This window comes from Micromonospora parva, assembly GCF_040649675.1.
In the GTDB taxonomy this organism is placed as follows: domain Bacteria; phylum Actinomycetota; class Actinomycetes; order Mycobacteriales; family Micromonosporaceae; genus Micromonospora; species Micromonospora parva.
Map to the genome: position 1 here is coordinate 95247 of NZ_JBEZFX010000010.1, position 15742 is coordinate 110988.

Here is a 15742-nt window from a genome sequence, read left to right on the forward strand (position 1 = left end):
GATCCGGTCTCCCGTACGTGCCGGCGTGGCTAGGCTCGGTCGCAGGACGGCATTTCGACGCGCCGGGTAACAACCGGGGAGAACGCCATTGTCCGAATCATCCTTCAGCTCCGGAACGCTCTCGGCCGACGACATCACCACCGAGCAACGACGGCACCGGCTCTTCGAGGCCGCGGACCAGCTCCGGCTCGCCGGGCGCGGGACGGAGGCGCTCCACATCCTGGCGGCCGAGGTCGCGACGAGCCGCGGCGGCGAGCCGCACCGCACCCTGGTGCTCGGTCGGGTGGCGCGGACCGTCGCACTGGAACAGCCGACCATCGCCCTCACCGGCCTGCGGGAGGCACTGAACCTCCGGCTGGACGCCCGCAGCCGCGCCACGGTGCTCGCCCTGGTCGCCACGGTCGCGGCCCGCACGGGTCATCCGGACACCGACGCCCTGCTGCGCGACGCGGGCACCGCGCACGCCGCGTCGGGTGACCAGTCGTCCGCTCGCCATCTCGCCCTCGGCCGGGCCGCCCGCTCGCTCGCGCACGGTGACCTGCCGGGCGCCCAGGCCGTGCTGGCGGCCCTGGATCCGAACTCCTGGTCGGCCCGCGCCGACGCCCCGTCCATCCGGGCCGAACGGATCCTCGTCGCGCTCGGCCTGGGCCGGCACCCGGACGCCCGGGCCGCCGCCCGCCAGGCGCCGGATGACGGCGACGGGCCGCTCACCGGGCTGACCGCGCTGGACTGCCTGCGCATGGTGGCGGTGGGCGAGTTGCCCGAGGCGGCCGCGCTGGCCGTCACGACGCTCAGCTCCGGCTCGGCGGACCTCAGCAGAGAGGTGCGCGCCCTGCTGGTTGCGGTGATCGGTGAGGTCCGCTACCGCCGTGGCGAGCACGACGACGCCCGCGCCATCCTGCGCACCTGCCTCGCCGAGGACCGCTGGCCCGACCGGACGATGTGGAGCCCGGCGTTCTGCGTGGCAGCCCGCGACCCGGCCGTGAGCACGCCGGCGGGCCTGCTCACCAGGGTCGTCGCCGACCTGCACCGCTCGGTCCGGCCGCTGCTGCCGGTGCCGCACTTCGGTCCCCGGCTGGTACGCGCGGCGGTGGCCACCGGCGACACCCGAGCCGCCCGCCGGGTCACCGAACTGGTCGAGCTGGTGTCCACCCGTACGCCGGTGCCGCTGTGGCGCGCGCTGGCCGACCAGAGCCGGGGGTTGCGCGACGGCGACCCGGACGCGCTCCGGTCGGCGGTCGACCAGCTGCGCACCACCGCCGCCCGGCCGGCGCTGGCCGACGCGCTGCTCGACCTGGCGAACAACCCTCGGCTGCGCCCCGGGGAGGCGCGCGACGCCGCGCACGAGGCTGCTGCCCTCTACGCCCGGATCGGCGCCCCCGGCGACCAGGCGATTGCCGACCGGCGCTGCGCCGACCTCAGCGGCACCCCGCGGCACCGGCCGTCGATCGACGAGCCGCCCGGTGGGGGCCTCGACGCGCTCACCCCCGCCGAGGAGCGGGTCGCCGAGATGCTCGCCGCCGGCGCCACGAAGAAGGAGGCGGCCAGGAGCCTCTTCGTCTCCTTCCACACCGTGGACACCCAGCTCCGGTCCATATATCACAAGCTCGGCATCAACAACCGGATGCAGCTGGTGCGGGCCTGGGAGAGGACCAGACGATAATCGGCTGGTGACAGCGCCAGCCGACCTGACCCCACTCGCCGAGGCCGTGGAGTGCGAATTCATGCACTCGTACGAGTCACAGGCACCCGCACCCACGTACACCGATCTCGGGATCGCCACCACCCGCGTCGGCGGCGGTGTCGCTCTCGGCATGCGCAACGATCCGTCCGGCGGGTACTGGAGTAAGGCCCTGGGCTTCGGCACCACCGAGCCGTTCACCGTGCAGGTCCTGGATGACGTCCTCGACTTCTACCGGGAGCACGGCATCGGTCAGGCCGTCATCCAGCTCATTCCGTCGGTAGTGCCCGCCGGCTTCGACGAGGTGGCCGCCGCGCGCGGGCTCACGCCGGGCAGCACCTGGATCAAGCTCGCCGCCCGGCCCGAGGACGTCACCGCCGGACGGACCCGCCTACGGGTCGGCCCGGTGCCCACCACCGAGGCGCGGCGCTGGGCCGATGTGCTGCTCACCGGGTTCGGCATGCCGACCGGTGGGCTCACCGACATGGTGGCCGCGACGGTCGGCCAGCCGGCGTGGCGACCCTGCGCGGCGTGGGACGGCGGTGAGCTGGTGGCGGGCGCCAACCTGTTCCTGCACGGCGAGGCCGCGGCGCTCAACGCCGCCGCGACGGCCTCCGGTCACCGCGGCCTCGGGGCGCAGTCGGCGCTGATCACCGCCCGCGCCCGGGCCGCCGTCGAGGCGGGATGCCGGTGGCTGTTCGCCGAGACCGGCAAGCCCGCTCCCGGTCAGCAGAACCCGTCGCTGAACAACCTGCGCCGGGCCGGGCTGGTGCCCCTCTACGAACGCCGCAACTGGGTGTGGCGAGCGGCGTCCTGAGCCCGCCCGGGGCCGTGGTGGGCAGCTGTGCGCCGGCCTCGGCCCCGAATCCGTCGTCGGTCAGGGCTCACTCGGGCGGTGTGGCCCCCGACTGTTCGCTGACCATGTACGCCGCGTACCAGTCGGGCCAGTTGTCGTCCCGCTCCCCGGTACGTTTCTCGTGCTCGTCGTGTGCGGCGGCCGCGCGCCGCATCGCGTCCGCCAGGTCGCTCACCGAGCCGAACGACGTCAGCCCGCCCTCGATGCGCCCGGGAAGCCTGGTCGTGATCTCCTGAATCAGCCAGGTGTTGCCGTCCGGGTCGCGCAGTGTGGCGCGCGAGAAGTAGCTGCGTCGCTGCGGGTCCGGCCCGTCGACCGGGCCGTCCGGGGTGACGTGGAAGACGTCGCCGACCTCGATGCCGGCGGCGACGAGGTCGGCGCGGGCCGCCTCGACGTCGGAAACGACCAAATACGCCACTGCCGAGCCGGGTGCCGCCGGGGTGAGCCCGGGGCCGAACTGCACGGAGCACGCGGAGCCGTGCGGCGTCAACTGCACGATGCCGGGCGGGGTCTGGTCGAGCCGCCACCCCAGCCGTTGGTAGAACGCCTTTGCCCGGTCCACGTCCGAGACCGGAATGACGAGCACCTCGAGCTTGATGTCGAGGCTCTCGATCCGCGCCGCCGTGCTCGCGTCGGCCTGGGCAACCTTCGGGCTCATCGCTGTCCCCTTCCTGATCATCACGCTACTGTCCGCGTTCCCGCCCGATGCGGGCTTTCCGGTATCAGCCCGGCGCCATCCGGGTGGCCCTGCGTACCCCCACCAGGGCGACCAGGGCGAGGAGGATGACGGCGACGGAGTACTCGTCGGCGGTCCGCGGCAGGCCGCCGGCGTAGACCACGAGGAAGCCGGCGATGACCGTGGGGAGACCGAAGCCGACGTAGCAGATGACGTAGAGCACGGACAGCACGCTGGCGCGTTGGTGCGCCTCCACCAGCGGCATGACGGTCTTGAGGCTGCCCTGGAAGCCGCTGCCGAAGCCGACTCCCCCGAGCGCGAGACCGACGAAGAAGCCCGGGACGGACTCCGCCATGATCGCTGCCATCGTGACGACCATGCCGAGGATGAGCGTGCTGATCCCGGTCAGGATCACCGTCCGGGCGGCGGCGTTGCGCTGGACCAGGACGGCGATCGACCCGAAGACGGCGAAGACGAAGAGGACCAGACCGCCGATCACGATCGACGTGTTCATCAGACTGCGGACGAGCGCCGGGCCGAGCGCGCCGAAGAACCCGGCGAGCGCCCAGACCGCGAAGAGCACCGGGACGACGGCCAGGACCGGCTGGCGTACCGCGTGGGGCAGCGTGATGTCCGGCCGGAGGCTGCGCCGGGCCCCGGCCAGCGGCGTGACAGTCTCCGGCATCAGCGCGACCCCGACGGCCTGGATCAGCAGGATCACGAGCAGGACGAGGTAGACCAGTCGCGTCGGCGCGGGCAGGAACTGGATGAGCAGCGCGGAGAGCAGCGCCCCGCTTCCGGTTCCGATGCCCGGGGCGAGCGAGTTCGCGAGGGTTCCCCGGGCCCGGTCGATGTCGAGCATGGCGGCGCCCACGGCCCCGGTGGCGGCACCGGCGGCCAGCCCCTGCACGAGGCGGGCGATCAGCAGGGCGGCGACGCCGTTGGCGAAGACGAAGACGACGAGCGCGAGGATCTGCACCGCGATCGCGACGGCCAGCACCGGCCGCCGGCCGAGGTGGTCGGAGAGCTTGCCGAAGACGAGCAGGGACGCCAGCACGGCGAGCGCGTAGACGGCGAACACCACTGTGGTCGTGACCGGCGAGAAGTGCCAGCGTTCCTGGTACACGCCGTAGAGCGGCGTCGGGGCCGCCGACGCGGCCAGGAACGACACCAGGATCGACGCGAGCAGCACCAGGGAGGCCGTCGGCGAGAGTCGGGCCCGCCCTGAGATCGACATGTCGGTGCTCCTCGGCTGCACGAAGACGGTCCGGCCTGGGCGTCGCGCCGGCCGCGCGGCCACGGCGGCGTACCCGGCCGGCACCGTCGTATGCCAGTTCGACCGGTTCGGCGCGGTCCGCCGCCGGGTGCGCCCGCCCCGAAAAGCGCCGGGGTACGACGTCGCGTGCCGCCGGTTCAGCCCTCGGGGTCCTGACCACCGGAGGGGAGGCTGGCCACGCCACGGCCCAGTGCGTCCCGGAAGTCGCGGTACCGGTCGGGGCCGAGCGTTTCGGCGAGGTTCTGCTCGATCACGTGCACGACGGCGTCGGAGGCCGCCATGAAGCTGAGGCCCCGGTCCGTCGGCACGATCAGCTTCGCGCGGCGGTCGGCCGGGTCGGGCGTACGCCGGACGTAGCCCAGTCGCTCCAACTCGTCGAGGATCGCGCCCATCGTCTGCTTGTTGCGCCCGGCCAGCCGGGCCAGCTCGCCGGGGCGGGTGCCCTCGGCGTCGAGGTAGGCCAGCACCGCGCCGTGGCGGGGCCGGACGTCGTCGAAGCCCTGCTCGGCCGAACGTCGGAAGATCTCCCGCTGGACGCGGGCGGAGAGCTGCACGGCCAGGATCCCGAGGTCAGGGTCCTGCTCCTTCAGTGTGCTGCGCTTCATACTTTGGTCCAATCATTGGACTGTACAAGTTTTGGACTATATCGTCGCTGGCGGCGACCGATGATCCGACCTCGGTCCGCCTGACCGAGAGGATGACCATGACCATTCTGATAACCGGGGCAAACGGCACCGTGTCGCGGGAGGTGCTGCGGGAGTTGGCCGGCAAGCAGCCGGTCCGCGCGCTCGTACGGGACGCGGCACGTACGCCAGGTCTCGACGGAGTCGACTACGTCGTCGGCGACCTGGACCGCCCCACCACGCTGACCTCGGCGTTCGAGGGCGTGACGACGCTGTGGCTGCTGATGCCGATGGGTCCGCTCGCGCCGAGCCAGAGCATGAACGCGGTGTGGGCGGCCCGGCAGGCCGGCGTGCGGCACATCGTCCGGCTCTCCGCGATCGGCGCCGCGCACGACGCGCCGACCCGCAACGGCCGACTGCACGCGCTCTCCGACGCGGAGCTGCAGGAGTCGGGCATCGGGTGGACGATCCTGCGGCCGAGCCACTTCATGCAGAACCTGCTCGCCGCCAAGGCCGGTGAGCACCTCTTCGGGCTCTTCGGTGACGCCCGGGTCGGCCTGATCGACGCCCGGGACATCGCCGCCGCGGGAGCGGCGATCCTCGCCGCACCCGAGCAGCACCAGGGCATGATCTACACGCCCACCGGCCCGGAGAGCATCACGCTGGACCAGGCGGCGGACGAGATGGCCCGTACGCTCGGCCAGCCGGTGCGCTACGTGCCGCAGAGCCCGGAACAGACGCGCGACGGCCTGCTCCAGGCCGGCCTCGACCACTGGTCGGCCGAGGTCCTCGCCGAGTACCGGGTCGCCTACGGTTCGGGGTGGGGTGACTTCACCAACGACCATGTCGAGCGGATCGTCGGGCGGCAGCCACGGACCTTCGCCGAGTTCGTCAGCGATCACCGCGAGCAGTTCGCGAGCCTCTGACCCGTCGACAGCTCGACACGGGTGCCCTCCGGCGCGATCGCACCGGAGGGCACCGGGCTCGGGCGCACCGGACGGTGGTGCGCGGGTCAGTGCTCCGGCCGGCCCCCGTCATCCGGCACCGTCGTCGAGTCCCGCTCGGTCGTTCGGAAGCGCTGCTGGTAGGCGCGGGGCGACACCCCCACCCGGGCGAGGAACATCCGGCGCAACGTCTCCGGGCTGCCGATGCCGACCTGTCGGGCGGAGGCGGTGACCGACTTCCCAGCGTGCAGCAACCGGATGGCCGCGTCGACCCGCACGCCCTCCACGTACTTGCTGGGGGTGCTGCCCAGCTCCTGCCGGAACATCCGGGAGAGGTGACGGGGGCTCACGTGCGCCCGGGCGGCGAGGGCCGGCACCGAATGGTCGTCGGCCGGGTCGGCTGCCACCGCGTCGATCACCTGCCGCAGCACCGGAGTGCGGGGTCGGGGCAGGGCGAGCGACGGCGAGAACTGCGACTGGCCGCCCGGCCGTTGCAGGAAGACGACGAGCGACTGGGCCACCGACCGGGCGATCTCCGCACCATGGTCACGCTCCACCAGGGCGAGCGCGAGGTCGATGCCGGCGGACACGCCGGCGGAGGTGAAGATCGTCCCGTCCCGTACGAAGATCGCGTCGCTCTCGACGTGGACCTGCGGGAAGGCGGCGGACAGCAACCGGGCGTGCTGCCAGTGCGTCGTCGCCCGCCGACCGTCCAGCAGGCCGGCGGCGGCCAGGACGAACGCGCCGGTGCAGACCGCGGCGGTGCGCCCGGCGGTGCGGGACAGCGTGGCGGCAGCGGCGGTGAGGTCGGCACTGATCGGGCGCACCGCCAACGCGTCGCCGCCGACCACGAGGGCGGTTCCGACGTCGGTCGCCGCGTCGACCGCGCCGTCGACCTGAACGAGTAGGCCCGTCGAGGCACGGACGGCGGCGCCGTCACCGGAGCGCACCTCCAGCTCGTAGCGCGCGCCGAACTTGGCGGCCTCGGCGAAGACCTCGAACGGTCCGGCGAGGTCCAGCATCGTCATGCCGTCGAAGACCAGGGCGGTGACCCGGTGCACCCCTGCCGTCGCGCTGCCCACCCGCCGACCCCCTCCGGTGATGTCCTGATCTGAGGGAAGCATGGCAGACAGGACAGGGCGGTTGACCGGTCCAGCGGGTGACGCTTGACGCACCGGAGCCCGGCCGGGCTCCCGACCGACAGGACAGTGATGAGCCACACAACGATCGCCGGCGTCCGGATCCCCGACTCGCGGCTCGCCACCGACGCCACCGAACTCGTCCGCGAGGCCACCGACGACCTGCTGTTCCATCACTCGCGGCGGGTCTTCCTCTTCGGCACGCTGCAGGGTCGGCGGCTCGGCCTGACGGCCGACCCCGAACTGCTCTACGTGGGAGCGATGTTCCACGACCTGGGACTGACCGAACGCTACCGCCGCGACGATCAGCGCTTCGAACTCGACGGCGCCGACGAGGCACGCCGCTTCCTGCTGTCGAACGGCATCGGCGAACACGAGGCCCGGCTCGTCTGGGAGGGGATCGCCCTGCACACCACGCCCGAGGTTCCGTACCGGCTGGAGCCCGAGGTCGCCCTGGTCACCGCGGGCGTCGAGACCGACGTGCTCGGAATCGGCTACCACGAGTTGACCCCGGCCGACATCGCGGCGGTCACCGCCGCACACCCGCGGCCGAACTTCAAGCGGGCCATCGTCGACGCCTTCGCCGCTGGTTTCCGGCACCGGCCGGACACCACCTTCGGGACCGTCAACGGCGACGTGCTGGAGCACCGGGTGCCGGGCTACCGCCACATCGACTTCGTCCGGGTCATCGAGGACTCCGCCTGGCCCGAATGACCCCTACAGCTCGGGGTGGCCGAAGAGTCCGGGTAGCCCGCCGGTGTGCACGAAGACGAGCCGGTCGCCGCGCGGGAAGCTGCCGGCCAGCAGCGCCGCCATCGCCCGACCGGTGTACGTCGGGTCCAGGAAGATCCCCTCCGTACCGGCGGTGATCTCCAGCGCCGCCCGCACGGCGTCGGTCAACGTGCGATACCCGGCACCCACCTGCGAGCCGTCGATCCGCAGCGCGTTTGGCTCGACCTCGCCGACGAGCAGCCCGGCGACTGTCGCCCGGGGGTCCGGCACGGCACCGACGTCAACGCCGATCACCCGCTGCGCGCCCAACTCCCGCACCAGGCCGGCCATCGACCCGCCGGAGCCGAGCGCCACCACGACCTCGGCCCCGTCGATGGCCGGCAGTTGGGTACGCAGCTCCCGAGCACAGTCCACGTATGCCTGGACCGACTCCGTGGAGGTGCCGCCGAACGGGATGACGTACGCCGAGCGTCGCTCCGCCTCGACCGCCACCACCTCGGCGAGCGGCCGGTCCCCGGCCCAGACGATCTGCGCCCCGGCGAGCGCGTCGAGCAGCAGATTTCCTCGTGGGGTCGGCGGGGGCGGGCCGGCGAGCACCAGCACGCAGGAGAGGCCGAGCCGCGCGGCCGCGGCCGCGGTGAGCCGGGCGTGGTTGCTCTGCGGCGCACCCGAGGTGATCACCGTGCCGGCGCCGACGGCGATCGCCTGCGCGCAGGTGTACTGGAGCTTACGGATCTTGTTGCCGCCGCCACCGAGGCCGGTGAGATCGTCACGTTTGAACCAGAGCTCGGCCAGCCCCAGCCGGGCGGCGAGCCGGGGCGCGGCCTCCACCGGCGTGGGCCACGTGCCGAGAGGAACGGGTGGGATCATCCGTGCAGCTAAGCACCCCACGGCCCGACTCGCAGCTTCCTGGCTGCGCGCGGCTCCTGCGTGGCGCGGCTAGGCCCGATGTGCCGCCACCCGATCCAGCGGACCGACGTCCGCGTGGCGACCGGGGCGCAGCGCCGCGTGTCGTTGCCCGGGGCCTGCCCCGTCGCGAGCGGCGAGCGCGTCGGCCACCACACCGGTGGCGAACGCGTAGATGGACTTGTGCACGATGTCGATGGCGAGTTCGGGCCGGGGCCAGGTCAGCGGCGGCGCCCCGACGCCGGTGGCGTTCTCCAGGATCTGGTCGTTGCTCAGGCGCAGCGCGGTGAACATCGTTGAGGCCCAGACGCCGCGCAGCCCCGCCTGCGCCATGACGCTGCGCAGCACCCCGACCAGTACGCCCTGTCCGTAGTGCATGGTCAGGTTCTGCCAGCGGGGCTGGCGCCCTTCCGGCAGGCCGGTGAGCCTGGCCAGCACCTGGGCCGGCACGTAGGAGTCGGGGCGGCCGGTCACCCGCTGTTCGAGCTTCTCCGCGGCCGTCATCACCAGCGCTCCGGCCAGGCCCGCCACCAGTCCCTGCCACACCGCTCGCTTCAGCATGAGTCAGCCCTACCCGCCGGGCCGACGTCCACACCCGCGAGTCGTCGGCGGACGTCTCGGCCGGAGGCCAGTTGGTTTACCACCGTTCGGGGCGGGTACGGTGGCGGTTGGGTCAAGACATGCGCCCTCCAGTGGTCAGTCCTGTTCGTGCACGCACACGGCAGGTCGGCCACCCTCGTCGAGGGCGGAGAAAGCATGTGATCGACCAAACCCCCCTTTCCCGACCGGTGTCACCTGACGTCCTGAATGATCAGGGCACCGTCCTGGTCGAGCCGATCCTGTCGCTGACGATGAGCCACGACGGCCCGGTCAGTGTGATCAGCGTCGTCGGCGAGATGGACATGAGCAACGCCCACCTCCTCATCGAGTTGGTGGAGCAGCTGTGCCGCGCCCCCACACCACGGATCGCCCTGAACCTGTCGGCAGTTCGCTTCCTCGGGGCCCACGGCATCAGCGCGCTGCTCCGGTCCGGTCAACTGGCCGCCCAGGCCGGGGGACGGCTGACGCTGCGCAATCCCTCGCCGTTCGTTCTCCGTGTCCTCGGCGTGACCCGATTGCTGCGGCATCTCGAACGTGATGACACGTCGACCCCGACCGGTGCTCGCATCAGTGGCGTCGTCGCGCCGCCGCCCCGCCGTGCCGCACCGCCGCATCAGCCCCTCAGCCCGTCCGTCGCCGACCAGCCCTAGACGCGCGGCGACAGTTCCCCCGATCAAGGAGACGCATGTTCAATCCACTGGACCACAAGGGAATTCCACTCGAGAGCCAACTCCGCAACTGGCGTGAGCTGAACGTCGAGCCGATCGATCCGGAGGCGGTCGACCCGTACACCCGGTGCCGGATCATCACCATGAACGGCATCGAGGTGGAGGCGATCAACTTCCAGCACCAGTTCGCCCGCAACTGTCCGGACCAGGAGGTCCGTCGGCAACTTGCCTATGTCCGGTACGTGGAGAGCCAGCAGCAGCGGGTGGTGAACTGGCTGCTGCCCGGTGTCGCCAGCGTGCTGGAGACGACGCTCGGCTACGAGCAGGTCGCCGTCGACCTCACCGCCTGGGTGGCCCGCCACGAGCCCGATCCCTACCTGAAGCAGGCGTACGAGTTCGGTGTGCTGGAGGACTTCGACCATCTGTACCGCTACGCCAATCTCTACGAGATGGTCGAGCGTCGTAAGGCGGAGAAGATCGTCGACGGGCTCACCGAGGTCATGCCGGGCCGGCCGACGGTGTTGGAGCACCGGCACCCGTTCGACGAGATCCGCACCCCCTACGACCGCAACTCGGTCGACCCGCGCTCGAAGCTGCACGCGCTGACGATCCTCTCGGCCGAGCAGCAGGTGATGTTCTACTACATGAACGTCGGCCCGCAGTACATGGAGCCGATCGCGCGCCAGCTCTACCAGGAGATCAGCCTGATCGAGCAGGAGCACGTCACCCACTACGAGTCGCTGTTGGACCCGGGCGAGAACTGGTGGGAGCGGCTGCTCACCCACGAGTACAACGAGTGCTGGCTGTACTACTCCTTCCTGCAACAGGAGAGTGACCCACGGATCAAGGCGATCTGGGAGCTGCATCTGCAGATGGAGCTGGCCCACCTGCAGCAGGCCGCCGACCTCCTGCGTCGCCACGACGGGCGGGAGCCCGAGGAGATCGTCGGCAGCGCCGGCCTCCCCGAACCGCTGACCTTCGAGCCCAACAAGGACTACCTGCGTCACCTGCTGGCCACCCAGATGGACCTGACGAAGCTCGGCGAAGGCTACGTCCGCGAGGCCCACGAGCGTTTCGAGTGGATGCAGCAGCAACTGCACGACGGCCAGCAGCCGCCGAGCGAGCAGGTCATCGACCTGCACCGGGAACGCTTCGGCGACGAGTACCGCATCGAGACCGAGGGGCCGCACCCGGTCGAGGCGCTGCGTTCCGAGGGTGGCAGCCATGCCTGAGACCGGCACCTCGGCCACGCCGGGCCCCGAGGAGGACGTGGTCGACCTGCTGCTCGCCCAGCACGCCCAGATCGAGCAGCTCTTCCTGCTGGTCATCGGCGGCACCGGCGACACCCGGCGCGACGCCTTCGACGACCTGGTGAAGCTCCTCGCCGCGCACGAGACCGCCGAGGAGGAGGTCGTGCACCCGCTCGCCCGGACGCTGCCCGGCGGGGGCGGTGACGCGATGGTCGACGACCGGCTCGACGAGGAGCGGCAGGCGAAGGAGACCCTGCAAACCCTGATCGAGGGTGGCGTCGACGCCGACGGCTTCGAGACCGGCATCGTCCTGCTGCGCGAGGCGGTGCTCCTGCACGCCCGACACGAGGAGCGCTACGAGTTCCCCCAGCTACGCCAGCACGTACCGGTCGACCGGCTCCGTAGCCTCGCCACGGCCGTTCGGGCGGCGGAGGCGTCCGCGCCGACCCGACCACATCCCAGCGCCCAGTCGGCGAAGGGCAACCTGGCCGCCGGCCCGGTGCTGGCGGTCATCGACCGGGTACGCGACGCGGTGCGCAAGCCTTCGGAGAGCTGACCGGGATGACAGGGCCGCCCACCCCGTGTGGGCGGCCCTGCCCGCCGGCAACGGCCGATACTCACCCGCGGGTGTTACCCACCGTCTGGGCGACCAGCGCCTCCGCGACCTCGCGCACCTTCCGGTTGGTGTCCTGGGAGATCTTGGACAGCAGCGCGAACGCCTCCTCCGCCGAGCACCGCCGTCCCCCCATGATGATCCCTTTGGCCTGCTCGATCACCGCCCGATTCCGCATCGCCTCCTGCATCTGCGCCGCCAACGTGGCGGCGTTCTCGTACAGGTGGGCGTTGGCCAGCGCCACCGCCGCGTACGCGGCGAAGCCCTCGGCGCTGGCGATCGAGGATGGGTCGAACGCGTCCACCGAATCGCTGTAGACGTTGAGCGCACCGACGACCGACCCCTGGATCGGAAGCCCGATCGAGAGAGAGCTCTGCACGCCGGCGGCGCGAGCCCTCTCCGCCCAGGCCGGCCAGCGCTCCTCGGCGGCCATGTCCGGCACCGAGATGGTGTCACCGCTGGCGGAGGCGTCCAGGCACGGGCCCCGGTGCTGCTCGTACTGCCACTCGTCCAACTGACGGGCCAACTCGCCGGTGAACGCCCCGGTCCAACCGACCCGACCCCGTACCAGGGTGACCGTCACCTCCCTCGTCCCGGGAATGCTCCCTTTGGCGAGCTCGGCGATCCGAAGCAGCACGTCATCGAGGCTGACCTCGTCGAGTCTGACCCGGCCCAGTTCGGCCAACGCGTCGGCGGGGTCCTTCGTCGGCTGCGTCATCGCAGTGCCCTCCTCGGTCGGCATCCGTCGGAACGGGGGTTCCGGCATGGCCGGCACCTCGTCAGGTGCCCAACGCAGCTCCGCTCCGGGCGGTCCTCAGCAATCTTGGTGCTACCCGTTGAATCACCCGCTCACACCCCGTTCAGTCCCGGGCGGCCCACGGCTGCGCCGGTCAGCTCAGGGGGCCGGAGCAGCCCATCCCTGAGCCTCGACGGCGGTCGGTAAACGGCCCGTCACACAGTGCCGGTGAACTGGCTGACGTGGTAGGCGGTGCTGCGGCCGTCCGGGGTGCGGGTCCATTTCGAGACCATCAGATGCAGGTCGTTGGCGTTCCGGCTCGACCAGGGATGGATGAACCCACCGTAGAGCGCGGGCTCCTGCCAGCTCGTCACCTGAATCTTCTCCGTCGACCAGGCCCGGTCGGGTCCGGCGGCGGTGCGGGTGACCAGGCACCCGTTCTGGCAGTTCAGGTACGACATCACCCAGGTCCCGTCAGCCAGCCGGCGCACCGACGGTTCGCCGAAGCGGCCGGTGAGGATGGCTGTGCAGGGTCTCCCCCAGCCCCAGTTGGTGCCGTTCCAGCCCCAGCCCTCGTACGACTCGGGGTAGAACAGCCGGTCCCACCGGACGCGTCGCAGCATCATCGGGCCGTCCTGCCGCCCGGACCGGACCGAGAAGACGTAGACGTACTCGCCGTCGCGTTGCATGGTCCACATCTGGAACGGGTCCTTGTTGTCCGGGCTGTTCCACCACTTCAGCGGCGTACGGATGAAGTCGTTGCCGTTGTCGGAGTAGGCCAGCCCCGCGTAGCGCGACTTCCAGTGCGGCCCGGCCGGGCCGGCGGAGTTCCAGTTCTCGATGCTCAGGTAGGAGATGAGCTGCCGACCGGTCTCCGGAAAGCTGATGCCGTCGTTGGGGATGACGGTCACCTCGGGAAGACCGTCGATGCCGATGCCGTGGTGGCCGTTGTGCATCAGCTCCGGTGCCCGTCCGTTGCCGGCGACGCGTGCGGCGCTGTCGAAGACGATTCCGCCCGGCGCGCCGGGGTGGACGGCGGAGCGCAACATGACCGGCGAACGCCAGTCGTTCGGCAGGGGCGGGCCCTCGGGCCACGGCGTGTCGAAGGTGTCGCCGAAGAGGTAGCCGATCGACCCGTTCTCCAACACGTACGGGATGCCCAGATCGGTGCCGGCCACCCGCCAGCGGCTGTTGGTGTCCAGGTCCGCGCCGGTCAGCCGCTTCTTCCAGACCGCCGCCTGGGCCGGAGCGGCGCTGGCCAGGATCGCGCCGACGGAACCGACCGCGCTGGCGGCCCCGATCGCGGCGGCGTGGCCGAGCACCGAGCGACGACGTATCCCCATGGCTGCCCCTTCCTGTCGCACTCGTTACGGCCGTGCCGTGTGGATGGACAGCGGTTGCGGGCGAGTAAACCCGCCGACGATCGCCACTGTCAATACCTGCCCGCCCTGAACGATGCATTGAAGGAATTCTTCATAGAAGATTGACAGCCATCATCGCCCTGAAGAAACTCTCAGCATTCGGTTCCCGGTCAGCGGCGGTCTGGTGACGCCACCAGCTGACCATCCCCGACCCGACGAGGAGCAGCGTGAGACGTACTCTCCTGGCCCTGCTGACGGCCCTCGGCGTCGCTGGCACGACGGTCCCGGCCACGCTGGCGCACGCGGACCCGGTCGGCACGCTGGCCTGCCCCTCCATCCCCGCCAACCGCGACCCGGCGGTGACAGTGGTCGTCTATCGGGTCGCCCGGGCCCACAACGCCAACGACAAGGTGATGCTGTCCGCGTTCGAGGCGGGCTGGGTCGAGTCGCACATGAACAACCTGCCGTGTGGCGACAAGTCGTCGCTCGGGGTGTTCCAGCAACGCTGGGACTACGGGTGGGGCACGCCGGAGCAGATCATGGACCCGGTCTACGCCAGCACCCAGTACGTCACCCGGGCCATCGTCTGCGACCGCGACAACCCCGGTTACAGTGCCGGCCAGGTCGCCCAGTGCGTCCAACGCTCCGGTTTCCCCGACCGGTACGACCAGGCGGCCATCACCGCCCGCGCCCAGCTCACCGAGGCGGCCCGCACCCACGCCATCGCCGGCGGATCCGCCACCGACGTCACCGGCGACGGCCGGGACGACATCGTCACCTTCACCCAGAACGCTCTCGCCGACGTCTACGTGGGCACGTCCACCGGCAGTTCCTACACCGGCACCTCGGCGAAGTGGAACGACTTCTTCTCCCTCGGCGGCGAGACCGCCACCACCGGCGACGTCAACGGCGACGGCAGGGACGACATCATCACCTTCGCCCACAGCAACACCGGCGACGTCTACGTCGCGCTCTCCACCGGCACGTCGTTCGGCGCCGGACTGAAGTGGCACGACTGGTTCGCGCCCGGCGCGGAGATCGGCGCGGTCGGCGACGTCAACGGCGACGGACGCGACGACATCGTGGCGTTCACCCACAACCCCGCCGGCGACGTGTACGTCGCAGTCTCCACCGGGACCGGCTTCGGCGCCGGCCTCAAGTGGCACGAGTTCTTCAGCCCGTTCGGCGAGTTCCCCGCGCTCGGTGACGTCAACGGCGACGGCAGGGACGACATCATCACCTTCACCCAGGGCCCGGCCACCGCCAGCGATGTCATCGTCGCGCTGTCGAACGGCAGCTCCTTCGGCGCCGCGCAGAAGTGGCACGACCTGTTCGCCGTCGGCGCCGAACAACCCCGCGTCGGTGACGTCAACGGCGACGGCAGGGACGACATCGTCACCTTCACCTGTGATCCCAACGCCGACGTGTACGCCGCGACCTCCACCGGCACCGGCTTCTCCGGGACCACAGTGAAGTGGCACGACTTCTTCTGCCTGGCCGGCGAGTTCCCGTACCTGGCTGACGCCAACGGGGACGGCCGCGACGACCTCGTCGTCTTCACCAAGGGCGGCACCAACGACGTCCACGTCGCGCTCTCCACCGGCACCGGCTTCCTCGGCGCCACCAAATGGCACGACTTCTTCGGCCTCAACGGCGAGACGACGCTGTGATCAACGGAGTG

At 71.2% G+C, this 15742-nt stretch carries 16 protein-coding genes; 8 read left to right on the plus strand and 8 right to left on the minus strand.

Going from position 1 to position 15742, the window contains the following annotated elements:
* Window positions 1–88: 88 nt before the first annotated feature.
* Complete coding sequence (locus tag AB0C03_RS24520; protein ID WP_051708292.1) at window positions 89–1663, plus strand: helix-turn-helix transcriptional regulator; 1575 nt, start codon at window positions 89–91, stop codon at window positions 1661–1663.
* Between the two features lie 7 nt (window positions 1664–1670).
* Window positions 1671–2498 carry a GNAT family N-acetyltransferase gene (locus tag AB0C03_RS24525; RefSeq protein WP_357639025.1) on the plus strand — a complete coding sequence of 276 codons (828 nt, stop codon included), beginning with the start codon at window positions 1671–1673 and terminating at the stop codon, window positions 2496–2498.
* A 67-nt stretch (window positions 2499–2565) separates the two neighbouring features.
* Here AB0C03_RS24525 and AB0C03_RS24530 read toward each other — a convergent pair whose 3' ends face one another.
* The 3 genes from AB0C03_RS24530 to AB0C03_RS24540 form a co-directional block, all read right to left on the minus strand.
* A complete protein-coding gene (locus AB0C03_RS24530) occupies window positions 2566–3195 on the minus strand; it encodes a VOC family protein (RefSeq protein ID WP_210860950.1) in 630 nt (209 codons plus the stop codon).
* A gap of 64 nt (window positions 3196–3259) precedes the next feature.
* The gene (locus tag AB0C03_RS24535) at window positions 3260–4450 is read right to left on the minus strand and encodes an MFS transporter (protein ID WP_357639028.1); all 1191 of its coding nucleotides are present in this window, start codon (window positions 4448–4450) and stop codon (window positions 3260–3262) included.
* A 176-nt stretch (window positions 4451–4626) separates the two neighbouring features.
* Window positions 4627–5106: a MarR family winged helix-turn-helix transcriptional regulator gene (locus tag AB0C03_RS24540; protein WP_245233583.1), complete on the minus strand. Its 480-nt coding sequence runs from the start codon at window positions 5104–5106 to the stop codon at window positions 4627–4629.
* A gap of 86 nt (window positions 5107–5192) precedes the next feature.
* On the opposite strand from AB0C03_RS24540, the gene AB0C03_RS24545 reads away from it, so the two are divergent.
* On the plus strand, window positions 5193–6038 hold the full coding sequence (locus tag AB0C03_RS24545) for an NAD(P)H-binding protein (protein WP_209444524.1): 846 nt from the start codon (window positions 5193–5195) through the stop codon (window positions 6036–6038).
* Between the two features lie 86 nt (window positions 6039–6124).
* Here the strand turns inward: AB0C03_RS24545 and AB0C03_RS24550 are convergent, their stop codons facing one another.
* Entirely contained in the window at window positions 6125–7180 is a 1056-nt protein-coding gene (locus tag AB0C03_RS24550) for a GlxA family transcriptional regulator (RefSeq protein ID WP_357639030.1), read from the minus strand.
* Window positions 7181–7267: 87 nt separating this feature from the next.
* On the opposite strand from AB0C03_RS24550, the gene AB0C03_RS24555 reads away from it, so the two are divergent.
* Complete coding sequence (locus AB0C03_RS24555) at window positions 7268–7909, plus strand: HD domain-containing protein (protein WP_030330566.1); 642 nt, start codon at window positions 7268–7270, stop codon at window positions 7907–7909.
* A gap of 3 nt (window positions 7910–7912) precedes the next feature.
* Here AB0C03_RS24555 and AB0C03_RS24560 read toward each other — a convergent pair whose 3' ends face one another.
* On the minus strand, window positions 7913–8797 hold the full coding sequence (locus tag AB0C03_RS24560) for a pyridoxal-phosphate dependent enzyme (RefSeq protein WP_210864476.1): 885 nt from the start codon (window positions 8795–8797) through the stop codon (window positions 7913–7915).
* Window positions 8798–8866: 69 nt separating this feature from the next.
* Window positions 8867–9394, minus strand: coding sequence for a hypothetical protein (locus AB0C03_RS24565; protein WP_357639033.1), 528 nt, complete (start codon window positions 9392–9394; stop codon window positions 8867–8869).
* 119 nt (window positions 9395–9513) lie between these two features.
* Between AB0C03_RS24565 and AB0C03_RS24570 the strand changes: the two genes are divergently transcribed.
* The 3 genes from AB0C03_RS24570 to AB0C03_RS24580 are packed head-to-tail and all read left to right on the plus strand — an operon-like array spanning window position 9514 to window position 11907.
* The gene (locus tag AB0C03_RS24570; RefSeq protein ID WP_357639035.1) at window positions 9514–10083 is read left to right on the plus strand and encodes an STAS domain-containing protein; all 570 of its coding nucleotides are present in this window, start codon (window positions 9514–9516) and stop codon (window positions 10081–10083) included.
* A gap of 35 nt (window positions 10084–10118) precedes the next feature.
* Window positions 10119–11333, plus strand: coding sequence for a hypothetical protein (locus AB0C03_RS24575; RefSeq protein ID WP_030330572.1), 1215 nt, complete (start codon window positions 10119–10121; stop codon window positions 11331–11333).
* Window positions 11326–11907, plus strand: a complete 582-nt coding sequence (locus tag AB0C03_RS24580; RefSeq protein ID WP_357639037.1) for a hemerythrin domain-containing protein — start codon at window positions 11326–11328, stop codon at window positions 11905–11907. The genes AB0C03_RS24575 and AB0C03_RS24580 overlap by 8 nt, the downstream gene beginning before the upstream one ends.
* A gap of 61 nt (window positions 11908–11968) precedes the next feature.
* Here the strand turns inward: AB0C03_RS24580 and AB0C03_RS24585 are convergent, their stop codons facing one another.
* Both AB0C03_RS24585 and AB0C03_RS24590 read right to left on the minus strand, forming a co-directional pair.
* Window positions 11969–12682, minus strand: a complete 714-nt coding sequence (locus tag AB0C03_RS24585) for a GAF and ANTAR domain-containing protein (RefSeq protein ID WP_210864696.1) — start codon at window positions 12680–12682, stop codon at window positions 11969–11971.
* 233 nt (window positions 12683–12915) lie between these two features.
* Window positions 12916–14043 (minus strand): glycoside hydrolase family 183 protein, encoded by a 1128-nt coding sequence (locus AB0C03_RS24590; protein WP_357639039.1) that lies wholly within the window; start codon window positions 14041–14043, stop codon window positions 12916–12918.
* Window positions 14044–14288: 245 nt separating this feature from the next.
* Here AB0C03_RS24590 and AB0C03_RS24595 point away from each other — a divergent pair, with 245 nt between their 5' ends.
* A complete protein-coding gene (locus tag AB0C03_RS24595; RefSeq protein ID WP_357639041.1) occupies window positions 14289–15731 on the plus strand; it encodes an FG-GAP repeat domain-containing protein in 1443 nt (480 codons plus the stop codon).
* Window positions 15732–15742 lie beyond the last annotated feature (11 nt).